Consider the following 22,872-nt stretch of genomic DNA (forward strand, 5'->3'; position numbering starts at 1 on the left):
TCTGGTGCGGCCCGTTTGCTTTTTAGCAGTGCACTGCTGCTCCGCTCATGCCGCCATGGATGCACAGGCCGCCGCGCGCTCGCGCTGTCTGGCCAGAATCGCCTGCACGACGTAATCCGCGTCGCGCGCAATGCCTGAGAAGCGCCCAGAGCCCCAGGTGTGCAGCCACGGCAGACCGATGAAATACAGGCCGTCTATCGGCGTGACGCCACGCTGGTGTGCCGGATAGCCTCGTCCATTGAACACCGGTGCATCGATCCAGCTAAAGTCGGGCGTGAAGCCGATGCACCAGATAATCGCCGCAATGCCGCTGTCTGCGAGCGCCAGCGTCGTGCGCTCGTGCGGCGGTTGCCAGACGGGCTCATAGACGGCGCCAGGCGGTGCATCGATGCCGTTCTTCGCAATGAAGCCGTCGATGCTGGCATTGATGCGGTTATACGTATCGTCCGCATCGTCGAGATTGGCGGCAAGGTTCGGCGCGAACCGCAGCGCGCCATCGCGCAGGTCCACAAGCCGGCCGTATAACTCCATGCCTTCGGCGGCGAAGCGGCGCAGGTCGATATCGCGGCCGCCGTCACGTCCGGTGACATAGTGGTTGGTATTGTCACGCACGCCCTCGCGCAACGGATGCTTCTCCACCGGCATATCGTAGTACTGCATATCCGCAAGCCAATCCACCACATCGCGCCCGCGATAAAAACGCGCGCAGCGCGGCGCCTCGCCGACCGCCAGGATTACTTTGCGGCCAGCCAGATGCAGATCTTCCGCGATCTGCGCGCCGGATTGTCCCGACCCCACCACCAGCACCGCGCCCTCGGGCAGCGCCTGCGGATTGCGATATTCCGACGACTGCATCTGCACGATCTGCGCGGGCAACCGCTCGGCCATGCGCGGCACGATGGGCGTGTGATATCCGCCCGAGGCCACGACCACGTGATCCGCCGTGAAGTCGCCCTGGCTGGTGGCCACGGCATAGACGCCGTCGTCGCGCCGCTTCACGCGCGTGACCTGGGTATGCTCGAGGAGCGGCGCATCCACCATCGCAATGAAGCCGTCGAGGTAAGCGAGAATCTCGTCCTTCTTCATGAAGCCGTGCGGATCGTCGCCCGCGTAGGGATAACCTGGTAACGCGCATTGCCAGTTCGGCGTGACGAGACAAAAAGCATCCCAACGCTGCTGGCGCCAGGTGTGCGTCACCGTCTGCTTTTCGAGCACGAGGTGATCCACACCGGCCTGCTTCAGGTAATAACTGACCGACAGACCTGCCTGCCCGCCGCCGACGACGAGCACGCTGTAGTGCCCATGTTCGCCGGCCGCCGAGTCCACGGAGTGCGCTGTATTCGACATGATGCGTCCTTGCAAGAAAAAACTCAGATCAGTTCGATGACTTTCACGGTGGCACCCGCCTGTTCACGAAAGCGCTCGGCCTCACGCTCGATCTGCGCAAGCTGATCCAGCGCCGCCGAGCATGCGAAGCCATATTTCTGCCGCACGCGTTCGGAGGCGATGTTGAGCGCCTCGCGCGAACGTTGCACAAAGTCGTCGAGCGGGTAAGCCTGACCCGGCGTAAAGAAATCGCTCACCACCTGCGACGGCGAATAGCAGTTCGCTTCGTCGCCATCGGGCCATTGAATCCGAAAGTGCATGACAGGCATGGAGAGTTCCTCTGTATTCCGCGAATTGCGCACCTAAGGCGCGGGGACGATAAACGACTCGCCGCCAAAGTCCCACAACAGTTCGGATTCCTCATCACGATGCACAACCACTTTGCGCGAGTCGTCCACCGTGCCGATTACCGCGCAGGCCAGCGAGCGTGCCGCGAACAGCGCCTGCACCTGTTCGACGTGCGCCTCGCGCACCGACAGCAGATACCCAAAGCTCGGAAACGCCGTCACCCAGCGTGCGAGCGGCACGTCAACGGGCCTCGGAATCGCGTCCAGATCGATTCGCGCGCCCGCCTGCGAGCACTCCAGCAGCATCATCGCCGTGCCGAGCGTGCCGGCCATGCTGATGTCCTTGGCGGCATCGCACAGGCCGCTTTCCGCCAGTTGCGGCAACAGTTCGAGATCGCCGCGCAGACGCGCGGCAGGCGCGCCGACCGAGGCGTTCCAGAACGGATACGGCTCTTCGAAGCGGCCGCGCAAATCGACCGCCATCAGCAAACGGTCGCCGGGGCGCGCGGCGAAACTCGACAACAACGCGCTGGCGCGTCCCACAATCGACACCGCCAGTTGCCCATGATCGCTGCGCGCATTGGTGTGGCCACCGACAATCGGCACGCCGTACACCATCGACGCCGCCGCCATCCCCGCCAACACTTCCTGCGCCGCTTCGAGACCATTGCTCCATAGCGCATCCACGACAGCCAGCGGGCGGCCGCCCATCGCGTAGATATCGCTGACGTTGACCATCACGCTGCTATAGCCGGCGAACCACGGCATCGCCTGCACGAAATCGCTCACCATGCCTTCGATGGCGAACAGCAGGTAGCCGTCGCCATCGCGCAAGGCGGCGCAATCGTCGCCGACTGCAACGGCCTGGCCGAGATCGTTCGCACCGCCAGGCAAACGCTGCGCGAGCGAGCTCACCACCCCGGCAATATCCGTCTTATGACGAAAGCCGCGGCTTTCGCGCAAGCTCGCGACCAGATCCGAGACGCTCATGAGCCGCTCCGCGCCTGCGTGACGAAACCGCTACGCGGCGCCGCGCATGGCGGATAGTGATCGAGCTGCGCCTGCATCAGATGATGCGAGCGGCCATGCATCATCTCCTGCTCAAGGGCATCCCAGTGCAGCGCGCGAAACAGCGGCACGTTCTGGCTCTGCACATGCGCGAGAAACGTCTTGCAACCCAGCGCATGCGCGCTCGTCACCGCGAGGCGAATCAGCGTTGCGCCAATCTTGCCGTGGCGGCGAAACGCCGCGTGTACCGCGAGCCGCGAGCCATGCCACACGCCCGGCGCTTCCTCGTGGATACGCACGGTGCCGACCACCTGCTCGGGTATCCCGGCAATACAGCTCACCGCCACCAGTTGCTGCGCGCGGTCGTCGATCTCGTCGCGATCATCGCCCATGAAAATGCCCTGCTCGATGCAGAACACCGCGCGCCGCAATTTATAGGCTTCCTCCGCTTCCCACGGCAGCGTGGTCCATTTGATGCGGTATTCGATCGGTGTATAAAACGCCGGCAATGCCGGTGTCATTTCGAATGATTCCGCTACTCCCGCGATCGCTTCACCGAACATGATCACACCTCGTATGAAGACAACGACGAGCACGCGCCGCACTTGCCGCAACCGGCCTTGATATCGCTCGAGCGCAGATTCGCCGCCGAGAGCATCGCGCCAAGCGGCTGCAAAACCGACTTCATGAATTCCGGCGTCGGCGCCGGATGATCTTCGAGCGGCGTGCCGCTAATCGGTACGAACGGCACGACGAACGGATATACGCCGAGTTCGATCAGTTCGCGTGAAATGTCCAGGATCGCTGCGGCGCTATCGCCGAGACCCGCGAGAATGTAGGTGCTGACCTGGCCGCGTCCGAATACCGCCACCGCGGCCTTGAACGCTTCCATGTAACGCGTGAGCGGGACGCTCGACTTGCCGGGCATGATGCGTTCGCGCAAGGCGGGCGTGACGACTTCGAGATGCATGCCGAGCGTATCGATGCCGCTCGCCTTCATACGCGCGAACCAGCGATCGTCGTCGGGTGGTTCGCACTGCGCCTGGATCGGCAAATCGACCGCAGCGCGAATCGCAAACGCGCTTTCGCACAAAATCTGCGCGCCGCGATCGCTGGTGGGCGGCGTACCCGTCGTCAGCACCATATGCTTGACGCCGTCGAGCAACACTGCGGCGCGCGCCACTTCAGCAAGCTGCTCGGGCGTCTTGCGGGCGATGGTGCGTCCCGCCGCCAGCGACTGGCCGATCGCGCAGAACTTGCAGGTCTTGCGGCGGCTCTCGTAGCGGATGCAGGTTTGCAGCACCGTGGTCGCCAGCACATCCGCGCTGTGCAGCGTGGCGATATGCGAGTACGGCACGCCGTCGAGCGTCTGCATGCCGTAAAAACGCGGCGCCTTTGGAAAGCTGATCTTCGCAATCGGGATCGTGCCGCGCAGCAGCGCGCTGGTGCCGCCCGCATCGGCCGGCGCCGCGACGAACGGCGAATGCCACGCCGTGTTGGTATGCACCGGCACCATGATGGTCACGCCGTCCACCGTCACCGCCTTGTGGTCCGACGGCCCTGCGCCGCCGCGCCGGCTAGCGACGCCCGTACCCGGATCGGCGAGCCGCAGGCCCACCGACTGCAACTCAGTCATCAATTGCCGGCTCGCGGCTGGCAAGGTCTCGTTGGAGTTCATCGCGGCATCCCACGGTTGGGTTGAAATCAGGGCTACTAATCGAGCCGCTAATCGGGTTGCTATCAGGGCCGTTATAGGCGCCAAACGACGCCATCGGCGACACCGTCGCTGCCGGCCGTTCGTTGATCGCGAGGCTCAGCAGTTCCGGGCGCGCGTAGTGGCCGACCGAATCCATCATGCGTTTGCGCTTGGTGATCAGCGCCATATCCAGATCCGCGATCACCATGCCCTCGCCTTCGCGCAACGGCGCCGCCAGATGCTGGCCTTCGGGCGAAACGATGGCCGTATTGCAGCCGCCGCGCAGCGCCTTCTGCAGCTTCGGGTCGGTGGTGATCGAGGCAATCTGCGCCTCGGTCAGCCAACCGGTTGCGTTGACGACGAAGCAGCCCGACTCCAGCGCGTGATGACGGATCGTGACTTCGATCTGCTCGGCGAAGATCGGCCCCACCAGCGAGCCGGGAAACTGGCTGCAGTGAATCTCTTCATGCTGCGTCATCAGCGCATACCTGGCGAGCGGGTTGTAGTGTTCCCAGCAGGCGAGCGCGCCCACTCGCGCCACGCCCGTCTGCACGACCTTCAAACCGGCGGCGTCGCCTTGCCCCCAGATCATCCGTTCGTGAAAGGTCGGCGTGATCTTGCGGCGCTTGAGCAGCAACTGGCCGTCCACGTCGAAAATCAGTTGCGTGTTGTAGAGGCTGCCGTAATCGCGCTCGTTGACGCCGAGCACGACCACCATGCGGTGCAGACGGGCGCGTTCGGCGACCGCCTGCGTCACGGGCCCCGGCACCACCACCGCTTCTTCATAAAGCCGCATGTGATCGGCGCCGGAGGCCACCGGCGGGCGCACGAACGAAAAGTACGGGTAATACGGCACGAAGGTCTCGGGAAACACGATCAGTTGCACGCCCTCGCGGGCGGCCTGGTCGATAGCTTCGCAGACCTTGTCGAGGGTGCCGTCGCTGCGCTCGAAGTCCGGTGAAATCTGGACCGCGGCGGCACGAACAATGCGTTTTTCAGACATGGTGAGGGCCGCCTGTGCTCAGACCGTCCAGGTATGGATGACCAATGCGTTGTCTTTGCGATGCAGAAGCTGGATGTCCAGCACGTCGAGCGGGCTGATCGGGCGAATGCCTTCGATGAGCGAGGCCTCGCCGTGTCCGTAGAGCGCCTGCAGGGCGAAGCGGCACGCATAGACCTTGCCGCCTTCCTCCATGAACTTCGTCAACTGCTTGTTGAAATTCAGGTGGCCGGGAAACGCTTCGTCGCCGAGGGTCGGAAAGCCGCGCTGCAAACCTAGCGTGACGCCTGGACCGTACAGGAGTACTGAGGTTTCGAATCCCTTGCGTTGCAAACGGGTGGCCTGCAGCATATTGACGAAACCAATCGAGCCTTCGAACGCCACCGTATGAAACGTGACGAGCGCCTTTTCGCCGGGTTCGGCCTTCACATCCTCGAAGACCTTCTCTTCGTAGTCGACAAGGTAATCGCCTTTCTTATGCAGCGGTATGTTGACGGCTGGCATGGCACTCTCCAAGATGGTTTGCATGAACAGGAAGTAACGCGTGGCAGCGGCAAGTCCGCTTGAGTTTTGCACCGTTGCCCGCCGCTACCTCTAATGCAACGGCCGTGCCACTGATCGACGTGGCCGATGCGATCACTTTCCAATCAAATCCGCGATCATTCGTTAAGCGCCCCGAAATATTTTTTGGCCCGAAGGTTGCATACAGCCAAGCCCGTCAGTGGGAGCGGCCCGACCCGCATCAATCGCACCAGCCAGGTGCGAAACGATGGGTGTCCATGCCCGGCAGCGGTGCAGTCATTCACCACATACGATCAATCCGATCATTGCATGCGATCACTTTCGGCGGCCTCGCAATACATGTCTGACGCATCAACGAAGCTCCTTTAACCGTCATCTATCCGCGCGAAAACGATGAGTAGCCCGACACATCACTGGATCAAACGCCTCGCTGAAATTCGCAAGCCGGCGTACCTTGCGATTCCCGATCTGATCGAAGAGGACCTGGCCAACGGGCGCCTGCGGCCACGCGACCGCCTGCCCGGCCTGCGCGATCTGGCGGACGAACTGGCGCTCAACTACACCACGGTGGCGCGAGCCTATGCGGAGGCAAAGAAACGCGGTCTGCTGGATTCGCGCGCCGGCAGCGGCACTTTCGTGCGCGGGCGGACGGCCACGCTGCCGCTCTCAGGCGGCAGCAGCATCGAAATGACGATGAATACCCCGCCCGAGCCGGCCGATTACGCGGCGCGGCTGCGGGAATCGGCGGCGCGTTTGATGGCGGGCAGCGACCCGTATCAACTGCTGCGCTATCAGGATTTCGGCGGCACGCCTGCGGATAAGGCGGCCGGCACCGAATGGCTCAAACGGCGCCTGCCGAACTGCGCGGCGGACAATGTGCTGGTGTGCCCCGGCATTCACAGCGCGCTGGTCGCGCTGGTTTCGCAACTGGCGCGGCCGGGCGCGATGATCTGCCTCGACACGCTCGCCTATCCCGGCATCAAGGCGATTGCCGCACAACTGGGTGTGCGTTTGCAGGCCCTCGCACGCGACGACGAAGGCCCGCTTGCGCATGCATTCGAGGCGCTTTGCAAGACCGACAAGCCGAGCGCGTTCTACTGCAATCCGACGCTGCAAAATCCGAGCACGCTGACGCTGACGCACAAACGTCGCGAAGCGCTCGCGGACGTCGCGCTGCGCTACAGCGTGCCGATCATCGAGGACGACGCCTATGCAATGCTGCCACTGCAGGCGCCGGATGCGCTGGCGAGCCTTGCACCGGAGTTGACCTACTACGTCACGGGGTTGTCCAAGAGTCTCGGCGCAGGTTTGCGGGTCGCCTATCTGCAGGCGCCGACTCCGCGCCAGACGCAGCGCCTCGCGGGCGCGCTGCGCGCAACCACGGTGATGGCAAGTCCATTTACGGTGTCGCTCGCCACGCAATGGATAAACGAAGGCACCGCGCAGGACATGCTCAACGCCATTCGCAGCGAAGCGCAGGCGCGTCAGGCGATTGCGGCGCGCGTGCTCGGCGAAGCGGCTTACGACTCGCATCCAGATGGCTTTCATCTATGGCTGCCGATTCCGGGCGTCGGTGGCTGGAGCGCCTCCGAACTGGCGCTGCAATTACGCAATCAGGGCATTGCCGCCGTGGCCGCCGCCGCGTTTTCCACCGACGGTAATCCGCCGAATGCCTTGCGCGTTTGCCTCGGCGGCTCGAAGAATCGTGAAGAATGCGAGGAGGCGTTGCGCATCATCGCCGAGACGCTGGAGCATCCTCATCATCTGCATTCGGCAATCATGTGAGGCAACCCGTGATGTGATTCATGGGTCGCGTGATGCGGCGAAAGGTAACCTCTCGCTATCTTCAGACAAATAGCATGAGCCGACCACTTCGTCGCATTACTATCAAGGCACGCAACACTTCACGCGTTTTCCTCCTTAGAGCTGAATCATCCCGAACGTCCCGTCTAAAAAAAACTTCCCGCCCGTAAAATGCCTTGCCACAGGCCCTCAAACCTCTTTGCGTAATACGCGGGAAGCCAGCCGCACGCAGGCTTCGCTCAAGTCCGTCCTCATGCCGCCGTATACCCGGACAAGACGCGTCTCGTCAGCTTTTCGAATAATCATCATGGTCCTTGCGGGCTTGCGGCACACCGCACCGTGCCTTAAAGTCGCGCGGGACTTCAAGCGGCACGCGCCGCCGCGCCGATGTCACAAGCGCCGGCGACAGGTGGCGGGCCGCATCACGTATCGGGAGTAGCTGTGTCGTTTTATCGAAATCTGAAAATTGCCGTCAAGCTGGCTTTGCTTGGCGCCGTGCTGCTGGCGGCCACCATGATCGTCGGTCTGGAAGGATGGCACGCGCTGTCCAAGACTCACACGCTGGAAACGGAGTCGGCGCAAACGCTCGAACAATACAGCCGTGCAGCCGACACCGCGCGGGTCGCGCAGGTCGAATTCAAGAAGCAGGTCCAGGAATGGAAAGACCTGCTGTTGCGCAGCAGCGATGCCGCCGCGCTCGCCACTCACCAGCAGGCTTTTCTCGCGCAGAGCGACAAGACCAGCGCGGCCTTGCAGAAACTGCGCAGCCAGTTGAGCGCGCTGGGCGTCAACCTCGACGGCGTCGACAACGCGCTCGCCACGCATGCTTCGCTGCAAACGAGCTACCTCGATGCACTGAAGCATTTCGATGTCGCGGATTCGAACAGCCCGCACGTCGTCGATGCCCTCGTCAAAGGCATCGATCGTCCGCCGACCGCCGCAATCGACGCGATCGTCGCTTCCGTCATGGAGCAGGCGCAGGCTTCGGACGAGCGCATCCAGCAGACCTCCGAGCAGGCGTATCGCCTCGCCTGCACGCTGCTGGCGGTGGTCGTGCTGGCCGCGCTGGTGCTCGGCGGCGCCGCGATCGGCATTCTCAGCCGCAGCATCACCGGACCGGTGCGGCAGGCGGTGGGCGTGGCGCAAGCCGTCGCGGCGGGCGACCTGCGCGCCGACGTCGAAGTGACAAGCACGGACGAAACCGGCCAGTTGCTGGTGGCCTTGAACGACATGAATCATCGCCTGCGCCATATCGTCAGCGAAATTCGCGAAGGCGCCACGACGATTTCCTCGGCTACGCAACAGATCGCGGCCGGCAATCTCGACCTGTCGGCCCGCACCGAACAGCAAGCCGCGTCGCTCGAAGAAACCGCCGCGTCGATGCAGCATTTCACCGACTCCGTGCAACTGAACGCCACCCACGCCCGCAATGCGACGGCGCTCGCGCAAACCGCCGCGCAGGCCGCGCGTGACGGCGGCACCGTGATGAACGATGCCGTGCGCACCATGGAGCAGATCAACGCGGCGTCGAAGCGCATCGTGGATATCATCGCGGTGGTCGAGGCGATTTCCGCGCAGACTAACATCCTCGCGCTCAATGCCGCTGTCGAAGCCGCGCGCGCCGGCACCCAGGGGCGCGGTTTCGCGGTGGTAGCAAGCGAAGTGCGCAGTCTCGCGCAGCGCTCGGCGGACGCGGCACGCGAAATCAAGGAACTGATCCGCGCCTCGGTCACGACGATCGAGTCCGGCACGCAACTGATTCATCGCGCGAGCCAGACGATGGATGGCGTGGTGGAAAGCGCCGGCAGTGTCACCCGTATCGTCGAGGCGATTGCCACGGCCACCGTCGATCAGGCCACCGGCATTGCCGAAGTGAACGACGCCGTCAACCAGATGGACCAGGTCACGCAGAGCAATGCCGCGCTGGTCGAACAGGCTGCGGCGGCCGCCGACGCCGTGCAGAGCCGCGCCTCGGGTCTGGTGCAGAGTGTGAGCTTCTTCAGGCTGGGCGCGACAGCCTGAAAAAACCATGAGGCAGCGAAAAGCCGCCTACGACTGATTGAGCGCCGCTACGACTCGAAGTCGAGGCCACCGAGCAGCATGTCGATTTCGGCCTGCGTATGCGAACGGAAATCGATCTCACGCGCGTTGTGCCAGGCGTCGAGCTTGCGCGGCAGTGCCTGCAGATAACGTGAAAAGCGCGCTTCGCCGCCTTCCTCCATCAAGTCTTCGATCTCGTCGCTGTCCCAGGTGAGATACACATTGAGCGGATGCGGATAATGACGCAGCGCTTCGATGGGCGCGGCCCATATGCGCACGCGGGTGGGATGGCCATGCCCTTGCGAGGGTTGCACTTCGGCATGGACGCCGGTATCGAACAGGCCGGCAATGGTCGCGGCAATACGCGGGGCGAATTCGTGGTCGAACCTGGCTACGGTCTCCGGATTCATGCGGGTCTCCATCGCGATCTGCGAATCATCGTAGCACGAGCTTTTCGCTTGATGCGGCGGCAGCGGTTTTTTATCATCCACGGCAGCTGAGAGGGCGTTGGCCGCGCCCTCTTGACCACCACACGCTATTCGGCCAGATGCTGCCCCTCAGCATAGACCTTGCATCCCGACCACTTCTCATTGCAGCGTTCCAACGCATGCTGCGCCGCGTCCTGCGGCGAACGTTCGATGAGAGTAAGCGTGCAGTGGCCGCCTTCGGCCGTCACGAAGGCCTTGCCTTCATTGCGCGAGGCACCGTATGCATCGAACAGATTCTGGCAGCCCTGATTCAGGCCGGCCGGCGTGGTCAAAGCCGCGGGCGGCGGCAAATTAATCACCACCGCCGTCGGCAGATTCAGGCTCTTCAGGAACGGCTCGACCGTCGGCCACCAGGCCTGCTCGGGCGCATCGTAGAGCAGTTCGTGGCCGTCGTCGCGAAACGGCGGCAGCACCGCGAGTTGCGCCGGAGCGCCGTGCGAGGTGTAAGCGCTCAACATCTGATGCGCCAGAGCCGGGCTGAAGTAGTGGTCGTTCTCCGACCACACCCATTGGCTCGGCACCTTCGCGCTCACGCCATATTGCGCGACGGCGGCAATCAGTTCATCCGCTTCGCACACGTAGTCGGGACGGCTCGAACCGCGGCCGCCGGCAAAGTCCAGCACGCCCACCACGCCTTGTGGATTACGCGCCGCCGCTGCGAGCGTCGCAAAGCCGCCGGTCGATTTGCCGAGCAGGATCACGTGCTGGGCGTCCACCCAGGGTTGTGCGCGCAACGATTCCAGCGCGCCGAGCAGATCGTCGGCGGAGGCTTTGCCGGCGCCAGGATAATCCTCGTTGCGGCACGAGCCGAGGCCTTCCGCATACGGACCCTCCGAGCGACCGAAGCCGCGCCGCAGCACGATCACCGAGGCATAGCCCCGCTGCGCGAAGGCCACCGCTGCGGTGAGCAGCAACTCCGGCGCACGATCCGCCACGCCGTTGCCGTGACCGCGCGGCGTACCGGGCGTCATCAGCACGAGCGGCCAGCGGCCCGGACGGTCGGGCCGGATCACCAATGCTTCGAGTGTCGGCCTGGCGCCGTCCGGCAGGCTGATCTGCAAGCCGATCCGCTCTCGCACGAGGCCGGGCAGCAGGGTTGCGTCGGCGGCTGAGGTGACGCCGGGCGCGGCTTGCGCTGCGGCCATCGGTTGCGTCTGTGCTTGTGCATGGAGCGGCGCAAGCAGCGTCGGGAGCAACAGCAGCATGGAGATGCGCAGACGTTGCGCGGTCCCCCGGGAAAACCTGGCGCGACGCGGCAAAGGGATGTCGTGGGCAGTCTGGTCTTGCATCGTTGTATTGCCTCTGCGGGTTGCGGGTCACGAGCCGATGCCGGACATCGTCCGCGCGGTCTGGCCGCCAGTTTAGCCGCATGGCACGTCCAAACGGTCCTATCACGTCGATCAGAACCGGTGACGAATCCCGAGCACCGCCACGTCCTGCGAATTGCTGCCCGAATTCACGCCGAAGTCGCCGATCGACGCTTGCGCGCCAACCGCCGCGCCGCTCGCGTTCAAGGTCGTGCCGCTCGCCTTCTGATAGCCGAACAGCGCATACAGATCCGTGCGCTTGGACAACAGATAGTCGGCCCCAAGGTTGACCTGGTTATAGTGCGCCGAAGCCGGTCCGGTCAGGGACGTGTAGTTGTAGCCGACACCCGCACGCACGGCCGGCGTGAACTGATAGTTGAAGAACACCGAGCCGTTGTTGAACTTCGCTGTCTCGTGGAAAGCGGAGAACGCGTCGCTGCCATACTGTGTGTTCGAGTAGGCGAGACCGATGGTCGCCGCGCCGATCGCATACTGCGCGCCCACCTTGGCGACCTGGATGGAATTGGCGCTGGCGAAGCCCGAATTGATCACCGTATTGAACAAGGAGTCCGAACTGCTGGTCCACGTGCGCAAGCCGTTCGTCAGCGTGTTGCCGCCGTTGGCGAAGAAGTAGCCGGCGCCGAGCGAGAACGGCCCATTCGCGTAAGCGGCGCCCAGGCTCCAGGTGCATCCGCTGCCGCTCGAACCGGCCACACCGCCGAGACCATACAGCGCTTCGAACTGGAAGCCCGCGAAAATCGGGCTCACGTATTTGACCGAGTTGTTGACGCGCAAGCTGTTGTCGTAGTTGTCGAGATCGCCAGGCGTGCCGAACACGCCGCCGAAGTAGTTGTCCTCAGTCAGGCCCTGTACCAGGTCGACGATCGGATCGTACTGGCGCCCGAGCGTCACCGTGCCCCACGCGTCGCCGGCCAGGCCGACCACCGCCTTGCGGCCGAATTCGCGGCTGCCCTGGCCGAGCGCGCCGGTGCCGACGTTAAAGCCGTTTTCCAGTTGAAACACCGCCGCGAGGCCGCCGCCCAGGTCTTCCGTACCCTTGAGGCCCCAGCGGCTGCCGGAGATGTTGCCGCTCGCGAACTTGATCAGCGTGGACTGGTTCTGGCCGCTGCCGCTCTGGGCGTTGTGCACGTAAGCTACGCCCGTGTCGATGATGCCGTACAGCGTTACGCTGCTTTGCGCAAAAGCGCCGCTGGACAGAAGCACGCCGGCCGGAATAGCCAGCAGGGAAAGGCGCTTTTTCATTGTTTGTTTTCCGTAATCGTAGTTTTGTTTTGACGACCGGGGAGAACGATAAAAGAAGCACCCAATGGCGAGAACAAACCATTTCTTCGATCGATATGAACTCGGCGTTTCGCTGGAATTGCGTTTAAATGCAAACGTCGCACGAGAGGGACAGACTCATTTATCATGCAGGCTTGATGCAAGCTGCACGCGCGCGCCGCTGCCGATGGGCGCGCCGATCAAGCCGGGCGTAACCGACCGGCGCCTCTTTTCTTCAGCCGAGCCGATGCACATCATGCCGAAACCTGCCGCCCCGCACGCCGGCATCCGCCGTCCCCGTGAAAGCGCCAGGGCAGCGCGGCGGCGGGCCCGCGTCGTCGCGTAGCGCGCCATGGTCTACCCTTCACTGCGCGACTGGCTCTTCTCGGTCAAGACCTTTGCGGCGGCCATGCTCGCCCTCTACCTCGGCCTCGCGTTCCAGCTGCCGCGCCCGTACTGGGCCATGGCGACGGTCTACATCGTGTCGAATCCGTTCGTCGGCGCGACCCGTTCGAAGGCGCTATACCGGGCGCTCGGCACGGCGCTCGGTGCGTCGGCGGCGATCTTTCTGGTGCCGCCGTTCGTCGAGTCGCCGTACCTGTTCAGCGTGGTGGTGGCGCTGTGGACCGGCACCCTGCTCTATCTGGCCATCTCCGATCGCACCGCGCGCAGCTACGTGTTTTTGCTAGCCGGCTATACGATGCCGCTGATCGCGTTGCCGGCCGTGTTCAATCCGGCCAGCGTGTTCGATCTCGGCATCACCCGCACCGAGGAGATTCTGCTCGGCATCGTCTGCGCCAGCGTGGTGGGCGGCGTGGTGTTTCCGAATCGCCTCGCCCCGGCCATCATCGAACGCACCGACGGCTGGTTCCGCGACGCTGTGTTCTACGCCAGCGAAACACTCTCCGGCCGCATCGCCGGCGCGGCGATTTCGGCCAGCCGCCAGCGGCTCGCCGCTACCGCCAATGGGCTCGAACTGCTGCTAAGCCAGCTCGCCTACGACAACACGCGCCCCGACATCCTCACCAACGCCCATGCCCTGCGCGGCCGCATGGAGTTGCTGCTGCCCATCATGTCGTCGCTGGCCGATCCGCTGGTGGCCCTGCTCGGCGGCCAGCGCGAACGCCCCGCCGGACTCGAGCCGCTGCTCGCCGAGGTCGTCAAATGGTTCAACACGCCCCTGCGCCCGGCGAGCGAAGGCACCCCGCCCGACCTCGAAGCCGACCGCCTGCGCGCGCGCATCGCGGCATTGGAGCCGACGCCCGCCGCGCTCGCCGGGTGGGACGGCGCGCTGCTCTCGAATGCCCTGTGGCGCCTGAAGCAACTGGTGGATCTGTGGCAGGACTGCCGTGCGCTGCGCAGCATCATCACGGGCGCGGACGGCGTCTGGGAGCCGCGCTTTCGTCACTGGCGGGTCGGCGGCACGGAGCGCTATTTCGACCGCGGCATCATGCTGTTTTCGACCGGCTCGGCGGTCGGCGCCATCGTGCTCGCCTGCGCGCTGTGGATCAGTTCGGGCTGGAACGACGGCGCCGGCGCGGTGACGCTTGCCGCAATCGCCTGCTGCTTCTTCGCGGCGCTCGACGAACCCGCGCCGCAAGTGTTCAAGTTCTTCACCTCGACCGCCGCCAGCGTCGCGCTGGCGGGACTGTATCTGTTCGTCGTGCTGCCCAACGTGCACGATTTCCCGATGCTGGTGATCCTGTTCGCGGGACCGTTCATTCTCGTAGGCACGCTGATTCCACGGCCGCAGTTCAATCTTGCCACCATGCTGGTCGCGGTCAACACGGCGACGTTCATCAGCATTCAGGACGCCTACGACGCCGATTTTTTTGTTTTCCTGAACAGTAACCTCGCGGGTCTCGCGGGCCTGCTGTACGCCTACCTGTGGACCCGGGCGACCCGGCCGTTCGGCGCCGAGCTGGCCGCGGCGCGCCTGCTGCGGGCGAGCTGGGCAGACGTCGTGCTGAGCGCCTCGAAGAACCCGATCGAGGACCAGCGCAATCTCGCCGCGCGTATGCTCGACCGTCTGATGCAACTGATCCCGCGCCTCGCCGCCACCGACGACAGCTTCCATCCGTCCATCGAAAGTTTCCGCGACCTGCGCATCGCCTTCAACGCCATCGATCTGCGCCGCCTGCGCCCGAAGCTCAGCGGCGACGCGACCGCTGCAATCGACGGCGTGCTCGACGGCATCCGCGCACACTTCGAAAGCTGTCTCGCGCGCCGCGGACGCCAGCCGGTGCCTGACAACCTGATGTCCATCATCGACACGGCGCTTGCGCGCGTCACGGCACTGGGGCTGGGGCTGCCTGACGGGGCAAATGCGGCCGCCGCGGCTGCCTCCACCGGCCCAACTAACCGCCCGGCGCTCCCCGCGCGGCAATTGCGCGACGCGCTGCATGCGCTGGTAGGCTTGCGCCTGTCGCTGTTTCCGGCCACGATTGCTGCGGCGGCGCCGCCCGCTGCACCTCAACAGGAATCTGCTTCATGATCGGCTCATTGACTTCACCGCACGGTTGCAGGCCATGATCGGCGAAATCGATATCTTCGGCGTGTTCGTGCCGTCCGTGCTCGTGCTGATGCTGGTCGCCTATCTGATCAACCTCGTCATCCGCACGGCGCTGACACGCACCGGCTTTTACCGCTTCGTCTGGCACCGCTCCATTTTCGATCTCAGCATCTACGTGCTGGTGCTGGGTCTTGTCGTCATCGTTTCGCACCGGCTCATAACGTGAAAAAAACCTGGTTCTCCATTGGTCAGATCGTGCTGACCCTGATCGTCGTCGTGATCGCGGGCATCGTGCTATGGAAGATGGTCAATTACTACATGTTCACTCCGTGGACCCGCGACGGCCGCATCCGCGCCGACATCATCCAGGTCGCGCCAGACGTGTCCGGCCTCATCACCGAAGTCGATGTGGTCGACAACCAGCAGGTGAAGCAAGGCCAGACGCTGTTCCTGATCGACCAGGCCCGCTACGCGCTCGCGCTGCGGCAAGCCGAGGCAACCGTGCAGCAACGGCGCGCCACGCTCGATCAGGCGCGCCGCGAAGACGTGCGCAATCATCAACTGGGCGATCTGGTGGCGCGCGAAGTGTCGGAAGAAAGCCGCTCGCGTGTCGAAACCGACGAGGCGGCGCTGGCGGATTCGCTGGTGGCCGTGGATACCGCGCGTCTCAATCTGCAACGCACCCGCATCGTCAGTCCGGTCGACGGTTACCTGAACGACCGCGCGCCGCGTACCGGCGAATACGCCGCGTCGGGCCGCGCGGTGGTCTCGGTGGTGGACATGCATTCGTTCCGCGTGGACGGCTACTTCGAGGAGACCAAGCTGAGCGGCATCGATATCGGCCAGGCCGTGGACATCAAGATCATGGGCGAGCCGGCGGCGCTGCGCGGGCACGTGGCGAGCATCGTCTCCGCCATCGAGGACCGCGACCGCGCCGAGGGCAGCAATCTGCTGCCGAACGTGAATCCGGCTTTTAGCTGGGTGCGCCTCGCGCAACGCATTCCGGTACGCGTCGCGCTGGACGACATACCGAAGGACTTCCGCATGATCGCGGGACGCACGGCCACGGTGTCGGTGCGCGGGCTGGCGCCTTCGCTCGGCACGCATGCCACGGGGGATCGTGCGGCCCCGGGTGGGGCGGCTGCCTCGGCGACAGCACCTGCCTCAGTTGCTTCGCCTGCGTCTGCTGGACAGAGCCGCCCGGCGGCTGCGGATCAGGCAGCGTCGGTTCAGGCGGCCGCCGTGCAAACCGCGCCGCGCGCCGCCGCGCCAGCCGCAATGCAACCTGCCGCGAGCGCCGCAAAATGAAGCTGCCGCGCGCCCTCTTCTCCCTGCCGGCGGTGACGCCGGCACCACGGTCGCCACTGCTACCGCTGCTACCGCTCGTGCTCGCCCTCGCGGCCTGCACGGTCGGGCCGAACTACTCGCTGCCGAGGAACGCGGTGGTCAACGCGCCGTTCGCCGATGCCCCATTGCCCGATATCGACGGCCAGCACGTCTCGCAGGATCCGGTGCCGCCCGACTGGTGGCATCTCTATGACGACCCTGTGCTCGAACAACTCGTCAGCGAGGCGCTGAAGTCCAACACCGATCTGCGCGTCGCCGCCGCCAACCTCGCGCGTTCGCAGGAAGCCCTCGGCGTAGCCGAAGCGCAAGGCGGCTTCTCCGGCGGCGCGGACGTCGGGTTCGCGCGGGCCCAGGAGTCCGGCCAGCAGTACCTGATCTTCAGCAAGATTCCGGTGTCCAACGAAGGCGATGCGGGCATCCGCGTCTCTTATGAATTCGATCTGTTCGGCAAGCTGCGCCGCGGCGTCGAAGCCGCCAATGCCGAAAGCGAAGCCACCCAGGCGGCCAGCGATCTGGCACGTATCACCGTGGTGGCGAGCGTGGTGCGCGCCTACATCGAGAACTGCTCGGCGGCGGAAGAACTGAAGATCGCGCAACAGTCGCTCGCGCTGCAGAAGGAACGCGTGGACGTCTCGCGCCGTCTGCGCGACGCCGGACGCGGCAATACGCCGGATGTGACGAGCGGCCAGACCCAGGTCGAATCGCTGACGGCCGATATCCCGCGTTACACGGCGCGGCGCAAGATCGCCCAGTATCAATTGGCGATGCTGCTCGCGCGCGGGCCGTCCGAGCTCCCTGCGGCAGTGCTCGCGTGTAATACCGTGCCACAGATCAGGCGGCCGCTGCCGGTCGGCGACGGCGCGGCCATGCTCAAACGCCGGCCCGACGTGCGCGAAGCCGAGCGCCAATTGGCGGCCTCGACGGCGCGCATCGGCGTCGCCACCGGCGCGCTGTATCCCAGCGTGAGTTTCGGCGCCTCGACGGGGACGGTCGGCCTTGCCGAAGATCTGGTCACCTCGCAAACCGATTACTGGCGCTTCGGACCCCTGATCAGTTGGACCTTTCCCACCAACGGCGCACGCGGCCGCGTGCGCGAGGCGCAGGATGCGAGCACAGCGGCGCTCGCCCACTTCGACGGCGTAGTACTCAACGCGTTGCGCGAGACGCAGACCAATCTCGCCACCTACGTGGCCGACTACACGCGTGCCGAAGCGCTGCGCGCGGCGCTCAAATCATCCAGCCAGTCGGCTGACGAAACCCACCGGCTGTATGTGGCCGGCCGCGATTCATTCATCGCGGATCTGGATGCGACCCGCACGCTGACCTCGGTCCGCTCGCAGGTGGCGGCGGCCGAGGGACAGGTCGCGCTCGATCAGGCGAACCTGTTCCTCGCGCTCGGCGGCGGCTGGGAAAGCGCGCCGGCCCATCAGGCGCAACCGTCTCAGTGATGCTCCGCGAATTCCGAGCGCGCTATCGGCGTCGTCGCCACGTGCGCGTACTGGAAGGCCGGCATTGCCTTGATCGCGTCGCGCGTGCCGCCCGGCAGCGTCAGCTTGCCTTTCACGAAGTCGAGCTGTTCGATCGGCACCGCCACGTCATGCTGCGAAACGCCCGCGAACTGATGCGCGGCGATGATCGCAAACGAAGCGGATTTGTCCGGCGCAATGATGATGTCGTGCACCACGCCGATCTGCTCGCCGTTGTCGTTGACCACCGGCTTGCCGATGATCGACTTCTTCACGCTCCAGCCGCGCACGATCAGATCGGACTCCGAAACGCTAATGCCGATCGGCTGCGAACCCGCCACCTGGGCGCGCGCCTGCAGGCACGCAACACTCAGCGTGGAACTGAGCAAGAGAGTCATCACAAGCCTTGATTTTTTCATGATCGTTCTTCCTGTCAGAGAGAAGCTGCATTGACACCGGCGCCGCCGGCCGCCCGGGCCGCCGCTGTGGATGAGAGGACCGGCTCGCGGCCGAAGCACCGCAAGCCGGTGACGCGCTTCGTGCCATGACGGCCCACGTAGTGCGAAATTTCGCCACCGCCGGTGGAGTGGCCCACCAGCACGGCGTCGTTCAGATCGAGCGAGTCGATCACGGCGGCGCGATCGTCGGCATAGGTATACGGAAACACCCTGCCAAACGGAGAAAGAACAAAATCTGCGGGCAGCGACGGCACTTGCGCCCATGCTGGACTGCTCGTGCAGAATGCGCCCGTCAAATGCTCAGGTTATTGCGCCATCGGATGAAGCGCGGCTTGACGGGCCGCATTGCGGTAGTGATGCGTTCAGCGCAGGTTGGTCCTCGCCAGCTCGACGATCTCGTCGCCGCGCCCGCTCAGAATCGCCCGCATCATGTACAGGCTGAAGCCCTTGGCCTGCGCCAGCTCGATCGTCGGCGGCATGGCCAGTTCGTGCTTCGATGTGACCACATCCACGAGGGCCGGCCCCGGATGCGCGAACGCCTCGCGCAGCGCCGCCTCCACGCCCTCGGATTCCTCGACGCGAATGCCGAAGATGCCGGCGCCCCTGGCAATCGCGGCGAAATCGGTCTTGCTCAGGTCCACATTGGTATCGAGGAAACCGCCGGCTTTCAGCTCCATCGAAACGAACCCTAGCAGGCTATTGTTAAAGACCACTACCTTGATCGGCAGATCCAGTTGCCGCGCCGTGAGCAGGTCGCCCAGCAGCATCGACAAGCCGCCGTCGCCCGAAAGCGACACCACCTGGCGCTGCGGATGAGCAGCCTGCGCGCCGAGCGCCTGCGGCATGGCATTGGCCATCGAGCCGTGATTGAACGAGCCGTGCAGTTGGCGCTTGCCGTTCATGGTCAGATAGCGCGCGGCCCATAAGGTGGGCGTGCCGACGTCGGCGGTAAAGACGGCGTCTTCACCGGCCACCTGATCGATCATGCGCGCCAGATATTGCGGATGAATCGGCCGGCCCGGACCGGCGGGCGTGGCGAGATCGTCGAGTCCTTTGCGCGCCGAGGCGTAGTGCTTGCGCGCGTTGTCGACGAAACGGCGCTCGCTCTTGCGGGTGATTTTCGGCAGCAACGCGGCGACGGTCTCCTTGATGGTGCCGACGAGTCCCAGCGCGAGCGGCGCCCGTTTGCCCAGTTGCGAGCCCTTGTGGTCGATCTGCACGATCTTCGCTTCGGGCGGATAGAACGGCCGGTACGGGAAATCGCAGCCGAGCAGCAGCAGCGTCTCGCACGACATCATCGCGTGATAGCCCGAGCTAAAACCGATGAGACCGGTCATGCCCACATCATAAGGATTGTCGTATTCGATAAACGGCTTGCCGCGCAGCGCGTGGACAATCGGCGCACCGAGCGTGTCGGCCAGCGCGACCACTTCGTCATGCGCGCCCGCGACGCCGCTGCCGCACATGATGGTCACCGCTTCGCAGCCGTTCAGCATGGCGGCGAGGCGTTCGAGGTCGGCGTCGGCCGGCACGATGGTGTGCGGCGAGCTATGGCTCCACGCCGGTGTATCGGCGGGTCCTTCGCTAAGCGCGACGTCGCCCGGCAGCACGATGACCGCCACGCCGCGTTCCTCGATGGCGGTACGCATCGCGCGTTGCAGCACGCGCGGAAACTGCGACGCGTTGGAAACCAGTTCCACGAAGTGACTGCACTCCTTGAACAGCTCCTGCGGATGGGTTTCCTGAAAGTAGCCGAGGCCGATTTCCGTAGACGGAATCTGCGCGGCGATAGCGAGCACCGGCTGCTGGTTGCGATGACAATCGAACAGGCCATTGATCAGATGCAGATTGCCTGGGCCGCAACTGCCGGCGCAGACCGCGAGCTTGCCGGTGGACGCCGCGTCGGCGCCCGCGGCGAAGGCCGCCACTTCTTCGTGACGGGTATGCATCCAGCGAATCGAGCCGACCTGATCCAGGCTGTACGCCAGTCCGTTCAGGCTGTCGCCAGTGACGCCCCAAACGCGTTCGACGCCCGCAGCCGCGAGGGTTTGCGCCAGATAGTCCGCGATAGTATGCCGAGCCATACGAGACTCCTTTGACGGCAATGCCGGCCAGTTCCCCGCATGCACATGCAAGATTGGGACGGCGGCGTTGCCAGGAACGATGAAAGGCGGCGCGCAATTGCGCCGAAGAGCGCGGCGGCCTGAATCGGACTCCGTCGAGGAGCCGGCCGCAGCCGCACGATTGAGCTTAGGTTATGCAGATGAAACTTAAAAGTCCCGCAGCGACATTAAGGCCGATTTGCGCTTGCATGCGTCGTGGCAGCGGGACCGAACGGCGGCGCAAGCGGCGACCAGGCGGCGGCGCATGCGAGCACGCCTGCGCCGGCTTTCAGCGCCGACTCTAGCCCTGACTCTGGCTTTGGCTTTGACTTTGACCCTGCACCGGCTGCACGCTGATCTCCACCGTCAGCGTCTCCGCGCCCTGCCCGGTGCGCACGCCGGTGACGGGCATGGCATCGCGGTAATCGAGACCCATCGCCATGCGCACATAGCGGTCGTCGGGGCAATTGTTGTTGGCCGCGTCGAAGCCCACCCAGCCGAGCCCGTCGACGTGCGCCTCGGCCCAGGCGTGGCTCGCGCTCTGCTGCGCGCGGTCATCCATCAGCAGATAGCCCGAGATGTAGCGCGCCGGCACGCCGATGCGCCGCGCCGCCGCGATAAAGGCGTGGGCGTGGTCCTGGCATACGCCTTCGCCGTCGCGCAGGGTGCTCTCGGCGTCGGTTCCCACACCGGTGCTGCCGGGTTTATAGGCGATCAGGCCATGCACTTCATTCATCAGACGGTGCAGCGAATCGAGTTGTCCGCTGCTCGCGCGCACGCTGTCCGCGAGGGCCTGGATGCGCTCGCCTGGCCGCGTGAGCGGAGTCTCTCGCTCGTAGATCCACGCGGGAGCGAGGTCGCTGGTGAAGCCGTAGACGCCGGACATATCCACGGTATCCACCGTCCCCGCTGCGACGATGACGATCTCGTGCCGGTTGCGCTCGTGACGCACGAGGTCGGCGCGATTGCCGAAGCCGTCGGTCCAGCTGACGGCAGGCTCGACGCCGTCGACCGTCACGCGCCATTCGAGCACGTTCTGCCCGGGGCCGGACTGGGGACGCAGCCGCAGGCGCTGCAAGGCATAAGGAACCGGCTGATCGTACCGATAGTGGGACGTGTGGCGAATGGCGATACGCATGGCCGTACTCAATCGAAGTTGTAAGTCTCGGCGATTTCAAAGCCAAGCCGGTTGTTCTGCGCGATAAAGCCGGTGAGAAACTCGTGCAGGCCGCGCGAGAAAATCTGCTTGACCGAATTGTCGCGCAAGGTGGCGAGCGTGGTGTCCGCGGTGTCGTGGCAGTCGCGCGTCACACCGTAATCCTGCGCCAGATAGCGCAGATTTTCGACGATGTTCAGATAGCAGAAATGCAGCGAGCGCGGCATGCGTCCGTTGAGAATCAGGTAGTCGGCAATGTTGACGGGTTTGTACTGCACGTCGTAGACCCAGCGGTAGGAACGGTGCGCGTCGACTGAACGCAGGATCGATTCCCATTGGTAGTTGTCGAGCGTCGTGCCGACATACGACAGCGCCGGCAGCAGCAGATGGTATTTGACGTCGAGAATGCGCGCCGTGTTGTCGGCCCGTTCGATGAAGGTGCCGATGCGCGAGAAATTGAAAATCTCGTTGCGCAGCATGGTGCCGTGAAACGCGCCGCGAATCTGCGCGGACTCGCGCTTGATGCGATCGAGCACCGCCGGCAGGTCGCTCGCCGGCACCGGCGCGGCGAGCACGCGGCGAATCCCCATCCATGCTTCGTTGACGCTCTCCCACGTCTCGCGGGTCAGCGCCGTGCGCACCATGCGTGCATTCGAGCGCGCCGCCTCGAAGCAGGACAGCACGCTCGATGCGTTGTGTGTATCGCGCAGCAGATAGTCGGGGACGGTGTCGGCCGTGCAGATATCGTGCTGCTGTTTGAAGCCCTGCTCCGTGCCGGAGGTCACCACCACCGACGACCACGTCGCCGGGGCATCGGTGCTTCGTGTCAGCGCCATGCGCAGTCCCGCATCGACCACCCGTGCGATGTTTTCCGCGCGCTCGATATAGCGGTGCATCCAGTAGAGCCCGCTTGCTGTGCGTCCAAGAAGCATGTGCTGTCCTAATCCAGTTGCTGTCTGTTGCCCTGTTATTTACGCGCCGCGTGGCCGCGTGGCTGCGTAGCTGCGAAGGCG

The 22,872-nt window shown here is 64.6% G+C and carries 22 protein-coding genes; 6 read left to right on the forward strand and 16 right to left on the reverse strand.

Going from position 1 to position 22,872, the window contains the following annotated elements:
- Nucleotides 1–45: 45 nt before the first annotated feature.
- The 7 genes from FQ755_RS20500 to FQ755_RS20530 are packed head-to-tail and all read right to left on the reverse strand — an operon-like array spanning nt 46 to nt 5,881.
- The gene (locus FQ755_RS20500) at nt 46–1,347 is read right to left on the reverse strand and encodes an MSMEG_0569 family flavin-dependent oxidoreductase (protein WP_144156618.1); all 1,302 of its coding nucleotides are present in this window, start codon (nt 1,345–1,347) and stop codon (nt 46–48) included.
- Between the two features lie 23 nt (nt 1,348–1,370).
- Entirely contained in the window at nt 1,371–1,655 is a 285-nt protein-coding gene (locus FQ755_RS20505; protein ID WP_144156619.1) for an MSMEG_0570 family nitrogen starvation response protein, read from the reverse strand.
- Between the two features lie 33 nt (nt 1,656–1,688).
- On the reverse strand, nt 1,689–2,663 hold the full coding sequence (locus tag FQ755_RS20510) for a sll0787 family AIR synthase-like protein (protein WP_144156620.1): 975 nt from the start codon (nt 2,661–2,663) through the stop codon (nt 1,689–1,691).
- A complete protein-coding gene (locus FQ755_RS20515) occupies nt 2,660–3,244 on the reverse strand; it encodes an MSMEG_0567/Sll0786 family nitrogen starvation N-acetyltransferase (RefSeq protein WP_144156621.1) in 585 nt (194 codons plus the stop codon). The genes FQ755_RS20510 and FQ755_RS20515 overlap by 4 nt, the downstream gene beginning before the upstream one ends.
- A 2-nt stretch (nt 3,245–3,246) precedes the next feature.
- Nucleotides 3,247–4,317: an MSMEG_0568 family radical SAM protein gene (locus FQ755_RS20520; RefSeq protein WP_144157079.1), complete on the reverse strand. Its 1,071-nt coding sequence runs from the start codon at nt 4,315–4,317 to the stop codon at nt 3,247–3,249.
- Entirely contained in the window at nt 4,310–5,380 is a 1,071-nt protein-coding gene (locus tag FQ755_RS20525) for a Nit6803 family nitrilase (protein ID WP_144156622.1), read from the reverse strand. The genes FQ755_RS20520 and FQ755_RS20525 overlap by 8 nt, the downstream gene beginning before the upstream one ends.
- Before the next feature lie 18 nt (nt 5,381–5,398).
- A complete protein-coding gene (locus tag FQ755_RS20530; protein ID WP_144156623.1) occupies nt 5,399–5,881 on the reverse strand; it encodes an MSMEG_0572/Sll0783 family nitrogen starvation response protein in 483 nt (160 codons plus the stop codon).
- Nucleotides 5,882–6,292: 411 nt separating this feature from the next.
- Between FQ755_RS20530 and FQ755_RS20535 the strand changes: the two genes are divergently transcribed.
- A complete protein-coding gene (locus FQ755_RS20535) occupies nt 6,293–7,684 on the forward strand; it encodes a PLP-dependent aminotransferase family protein (RefSeq protein ID WP_144156624.1) in 1,392 nt (463 codons plus the stop codon).
- A gap of 459 nt (nt 7,685–8,143) precedes the next feature.
- The gene (locus FQ755_RS20540) at nt 8,144–9,724 is read left to right on the forward strand and encodes a methyl-accepting chemotaxis protein (protein WP_144156625.1); all 1,581 of its coding nucleotides are present in this window, start codon (nt 8,144–8,146) and stop codon (nt 9,722–9,724) included.
- Between the two features lie 47 nt (nt 9,725–9,771).
- On the opposite strand, the gene FQ755_RS20545 is transcribed toward FQ755_RS20540, so the two are convergent.
- From FQ755_RS20545 to FQ755_RS20560, 4 genes are all read right to left on the reverse strand, one after another.
- Entirely contained in the window at nt 9,772–10,152 is a 381-nt protein-coding gene (locus FQ755_RS20545) for a DUF5594 family protein (protein WP_144156626.1), read from the reverse strand.
- A 125-nt stretch (nt 10,153–10,277) separates the two neighbouring features.
- Nucleotides 10,278–11,519, reverse strand: a complete 1,242-nt coding sequence (locus tag FQ755_RS20550) for an alpha/beta hydrolase family protein (RefSeq protein ID WP_144156627.1) — start codon at nt 11,517–11,519, stop codon at nt 10,278–10,280.
- A 111-nt stretch (nt 11,520–11,630) separates the two neighbouring features.
- Nucleotides 11,631–12,800, reverse strand: coding sequence for a porin (locus FQ755_RS20555; protein ID WP_144156628.1), 1,170 nt, complete (start codon nt 12,798–12,800; stop codon nt 11,631–11,633).
- A 156-nt stretch (nt 12,801–12,956) separates the two neighbouring features.
- Nucleotides 12,957–13,172 (reverse strand): hypothetical protein, encoded by a 216-nt coding sequence (locus tag FQ755_RS20560; RefSeq protein ID WP_144156629.1) that lies wholly within the window; start codon nt 13,170–13,172, stop codon nt 12,957–12,959.
- Between FQ755_RS20560 and FQ755_RS20565 the strand changes: the two genes are divergently transcribed.
- From FQ755_RS20565 to FQ755_RS20580, 4 genes are read left to right on the forward strand one after another with little or no spacing between them, the layout of a single operon-like run.
- Nucleotides 13,171–15,312: an FUSC family protein gene (locus FQ755_RS20565; protein ID WP_144156630.1), complete on the forward strand. Its 2,142-nt coding sequence runs from the start codon at nt 13,171–13,173 to the stop codon at nt 15,310–15,312. The genes FQ755_RS20560 and FQ755_RS20565 overlap by 2 nt on opposite strands.
- Nucleotides 15,313–15,346: 34 nt before the next feature.
- Complete coding sequence (locus FQ755_RS20570; RefSeq protein WP_144156631.1) at nt 15,347–15,556, forward strand: DUF1656 domain-containing protein; 210 nt, start codon at nt 15,347–15,349, stop codon at nt 15,554–15,556.
- On the forward strand, nt 15,553–16,638 hold the full coding sequence (locus FQ755_RS20575; protein ID WP_144156632.1) for an efflux RND transporter periplasmic adaptor subunit: 1,086 nt from the start codon (nt 15,553–15,555) through the stop codon (nt 16,636–16,638). The genes FQ755_RS20570 and FQ755_RS20575 overlap by 4 nt, the downstream gene beginning before the upstream one ends.
- Nucleotides 16,635–18,125: an efflux transporter outer membrane subunit gene (locus FQ755_RS20580; RefSeq protein WP_144156633.1), complete on the forward strand. Its 1,491-nt coding sequence runs from the start codon at nt 16,635–16,637 to the stop codon at nt 18,123–18,125. Before FQ755_RS20575 ends, FQ755_RS20580 begins: the two co-directional genes overlap by 4 nt.
- On the opposite strand, the gene FQ755_RS20585 is transcribed toward FQ755_RS20580, so the two are convergent.
- From FQ755_RS20585 to FQ755_RS20605, 5 genes are all read right to left on the reverse strand, one after another.
- Nucleotides 18,119–18,562 (reverse strand): PRC-barrel domain-containing protein, encoded by a 444-nt coding sequence (locus tag FQ755_RS20585; RefSeq protein WP_144156634.1) that lies wholly within the window; start codon nt 18,560–18,562, stop codon nt 18,119–18,121. The two genes, FQ755_RS20580 and FQ755_RS20585, sit on opposite strands and share 7 nt — an antisense overlap.
- Nucleotides 18,563–18,576: 14 nt before the next feature.
- The gene (locus FQ755_RS38755; protein ID WP_409937531.1) at nt 18,577–18,810 is read right to left on the reverse strand and encodes a hypothetical protein; all 234 of its coding nucleotides are present in this window, start codon (nt 18,808–18,810) and stop codon (nt 18,577–18,579) included.
- A gap of 153 nt (nt 18,811–18,963) precedes the next feature.
- The gene (gene poxB / locus FQ755_RS20595) at nt 18,964–20,685 is read right to left on the reverse strand and encodes a ubiquinone-dependent pyruvate dehydrogenase (RefSeq protein ID WP_144156635.1); all 1,722 of its coding nucleotides are present in this window, start codon (nt 20,683–20,685) and stop codon (nt 18,964–18,966) included.
- Nucleotides 20,686–21,004: 319 nt separating this feature from the next.
- On the reverse strand, nt 21,005–21,841 hold the full coding sequence (locus tag FQ755_RS20600; RefSeq protein ID WP_144156636.1) for a transglutaminase domain-containing protein: 837 nt from the start codon (nt 21,839–21,841) through the stop codon (nt 21,005–21,007).
- Nucleotides 21,842–21,849: 8 nt separating this feature from the next.
- Entirely contained in the window at nt 21,850–22,791 is a 942-nt protein-coding gene (locus FQ755_RS20605; protein ID WP_144156637.1) for an alpha-E domain-containing protein, read from the reverse strand.
- Nucleotides 22,792–22,872: the final 81 nt, after the last annotated feature.

The organism is Paraburkholderia sp. BCC1885 (assembly GCF_900996235.1).
In the GTDB taxonomy this organism is placed as follows: domain Bacteria; phylum Pseudomonadota; class Gammaproteobacteria; order Burkholderiales; family Burkholderiaceae; genus Paraburkholderia.

Coding starts and splice junctions, on each gene's coding strand:
- FQ755_RS20500 (WP_144156618.1), bottom strand. CDS start 1,347: ATGTCGAATACAGCGCACTCCGTGGACTCGGCGGCCGGCGAACATGGG.
- FQ755_RS20505 (WP_144156619.1), bottom strand. CDS start 1,655: ATGCCTGTCATGCACTTTCGGATTCAATGGCCCGATGGCGACGAAGCG.
- FQ755_RS20510 (WP_144156620.1), bottom strand. CDS start 2,663: ATGAGCGTCTCGGATCTGGTCGCGAGCTTGCGCGAAAGCCGCGGCTTT.
- FQ755_RS20515 (WP_144156621.1), bottom strand. CDS start 3,244: ATGTTCGGTGAAGCGATCGCGGGAGTAGCGGAATCATTCGAAATGACA.
- FQ755_RS20520 (WP_144157079.1), bottom strand. CDS start 4,317: ATGACTGAGTTGCAGTCGGTGGGCCTGCGGCTCGCCGATCCGGGTACG.
- FQ755_RS20525 (WP_144156622.1), bottom strand. CDS start 5,380: ATGTCTGAAAAACGCATTGTTCGTGCCGCCGCGGTCCAGATTTCACCG.
- FQ755_RS20530 (WP_144156623.1), bottom strand. CDS start 5,881: ATGCCAGCCGTCAACATACCGCTGCATAAGAAAGGCGATTACCTTGTC.
- FQ755_RS20535 (WP_144156624.1), top strand. CDS start 6,293: ATGAGTAGCCCGACACATCACTGGATCAAACGCCTCGCTGAAATTCGC.
- FQ755_RS20545 (WP_144156626.1), bottom strand. CDS start 10,152: ATGAATCCGGAGACCGTAGCCAGGTTCGACCACGAATTCGCCCCGCGT.
- FQ755_RS20550 (WP_144156627.1), bottom strand. CDS start 11,519: ATGCAAGACCAGACTGCCCACGACATCCCTTTGCCGCGTCGCGCCAGG.
- FQ755_RS20555 (WP_144156628.1), bottom strand. CDS start 12,800: ATGAAAAAGCGCCTTTCCCTGCTGGCTATTCCGGCCGGCGTGCTTCTG.
- FQ755_RS20565 (WP_144156630.1), top strand. CDS start 13,171: ATGGTCTACCCTTCACTGCGCGACTGGCTCTTCTCGGTCAAGACCTTT.
- FQ755_RS20560 (WP_144156629.1), bottom strand. CDS start 13,172: ATGGCGCGCTACGCGACGACGCGGGCCCGCCGCCGCGCTGCCCTGGCG.
- FQ755_RS20570 (WP_144156631.1), top strand. CDS start 15,347: ATGATCGGCGAAATCGATATCTTCGGCGTGTTCGTGCCGTCCGTGCTC.
- FQ755_RS20580 (WP_144156633.1), top strand. CDS start 16,635: ATGAAGCTGCCGCGCGCCCTCTTCTCCCTGCCGGCGGTGACGCCGGCA.
- FQ755_RS20585 (WP_144156634.1), bottom strand. CDS start 18,562: ATGAAAAAATCAAGGCTTGTGATGACTCTCTTGCTCAGTTCCACGCTG.
- poxB (WP_144156635.1), bottom strand. CDS start 20,685: ATGGCTCGGCATACTATCGCGGACTATCTGGCGCAAACCCTCGCGGCT.
- FQ755_RS20600 (WP_144156636.1), bottom strand. CDS start 21,841: ATGCGTATCGCCATTCGCCACACGTCCCACTATCGGTACGATCAGCCG.
- FQ755_RS20605 (WP_144156637.1), bottom strand. CDS start 22,791: ATGCTTCTTGGACGCACAGCAAGCGGGCTCTACTGGATGCACCGCTAT.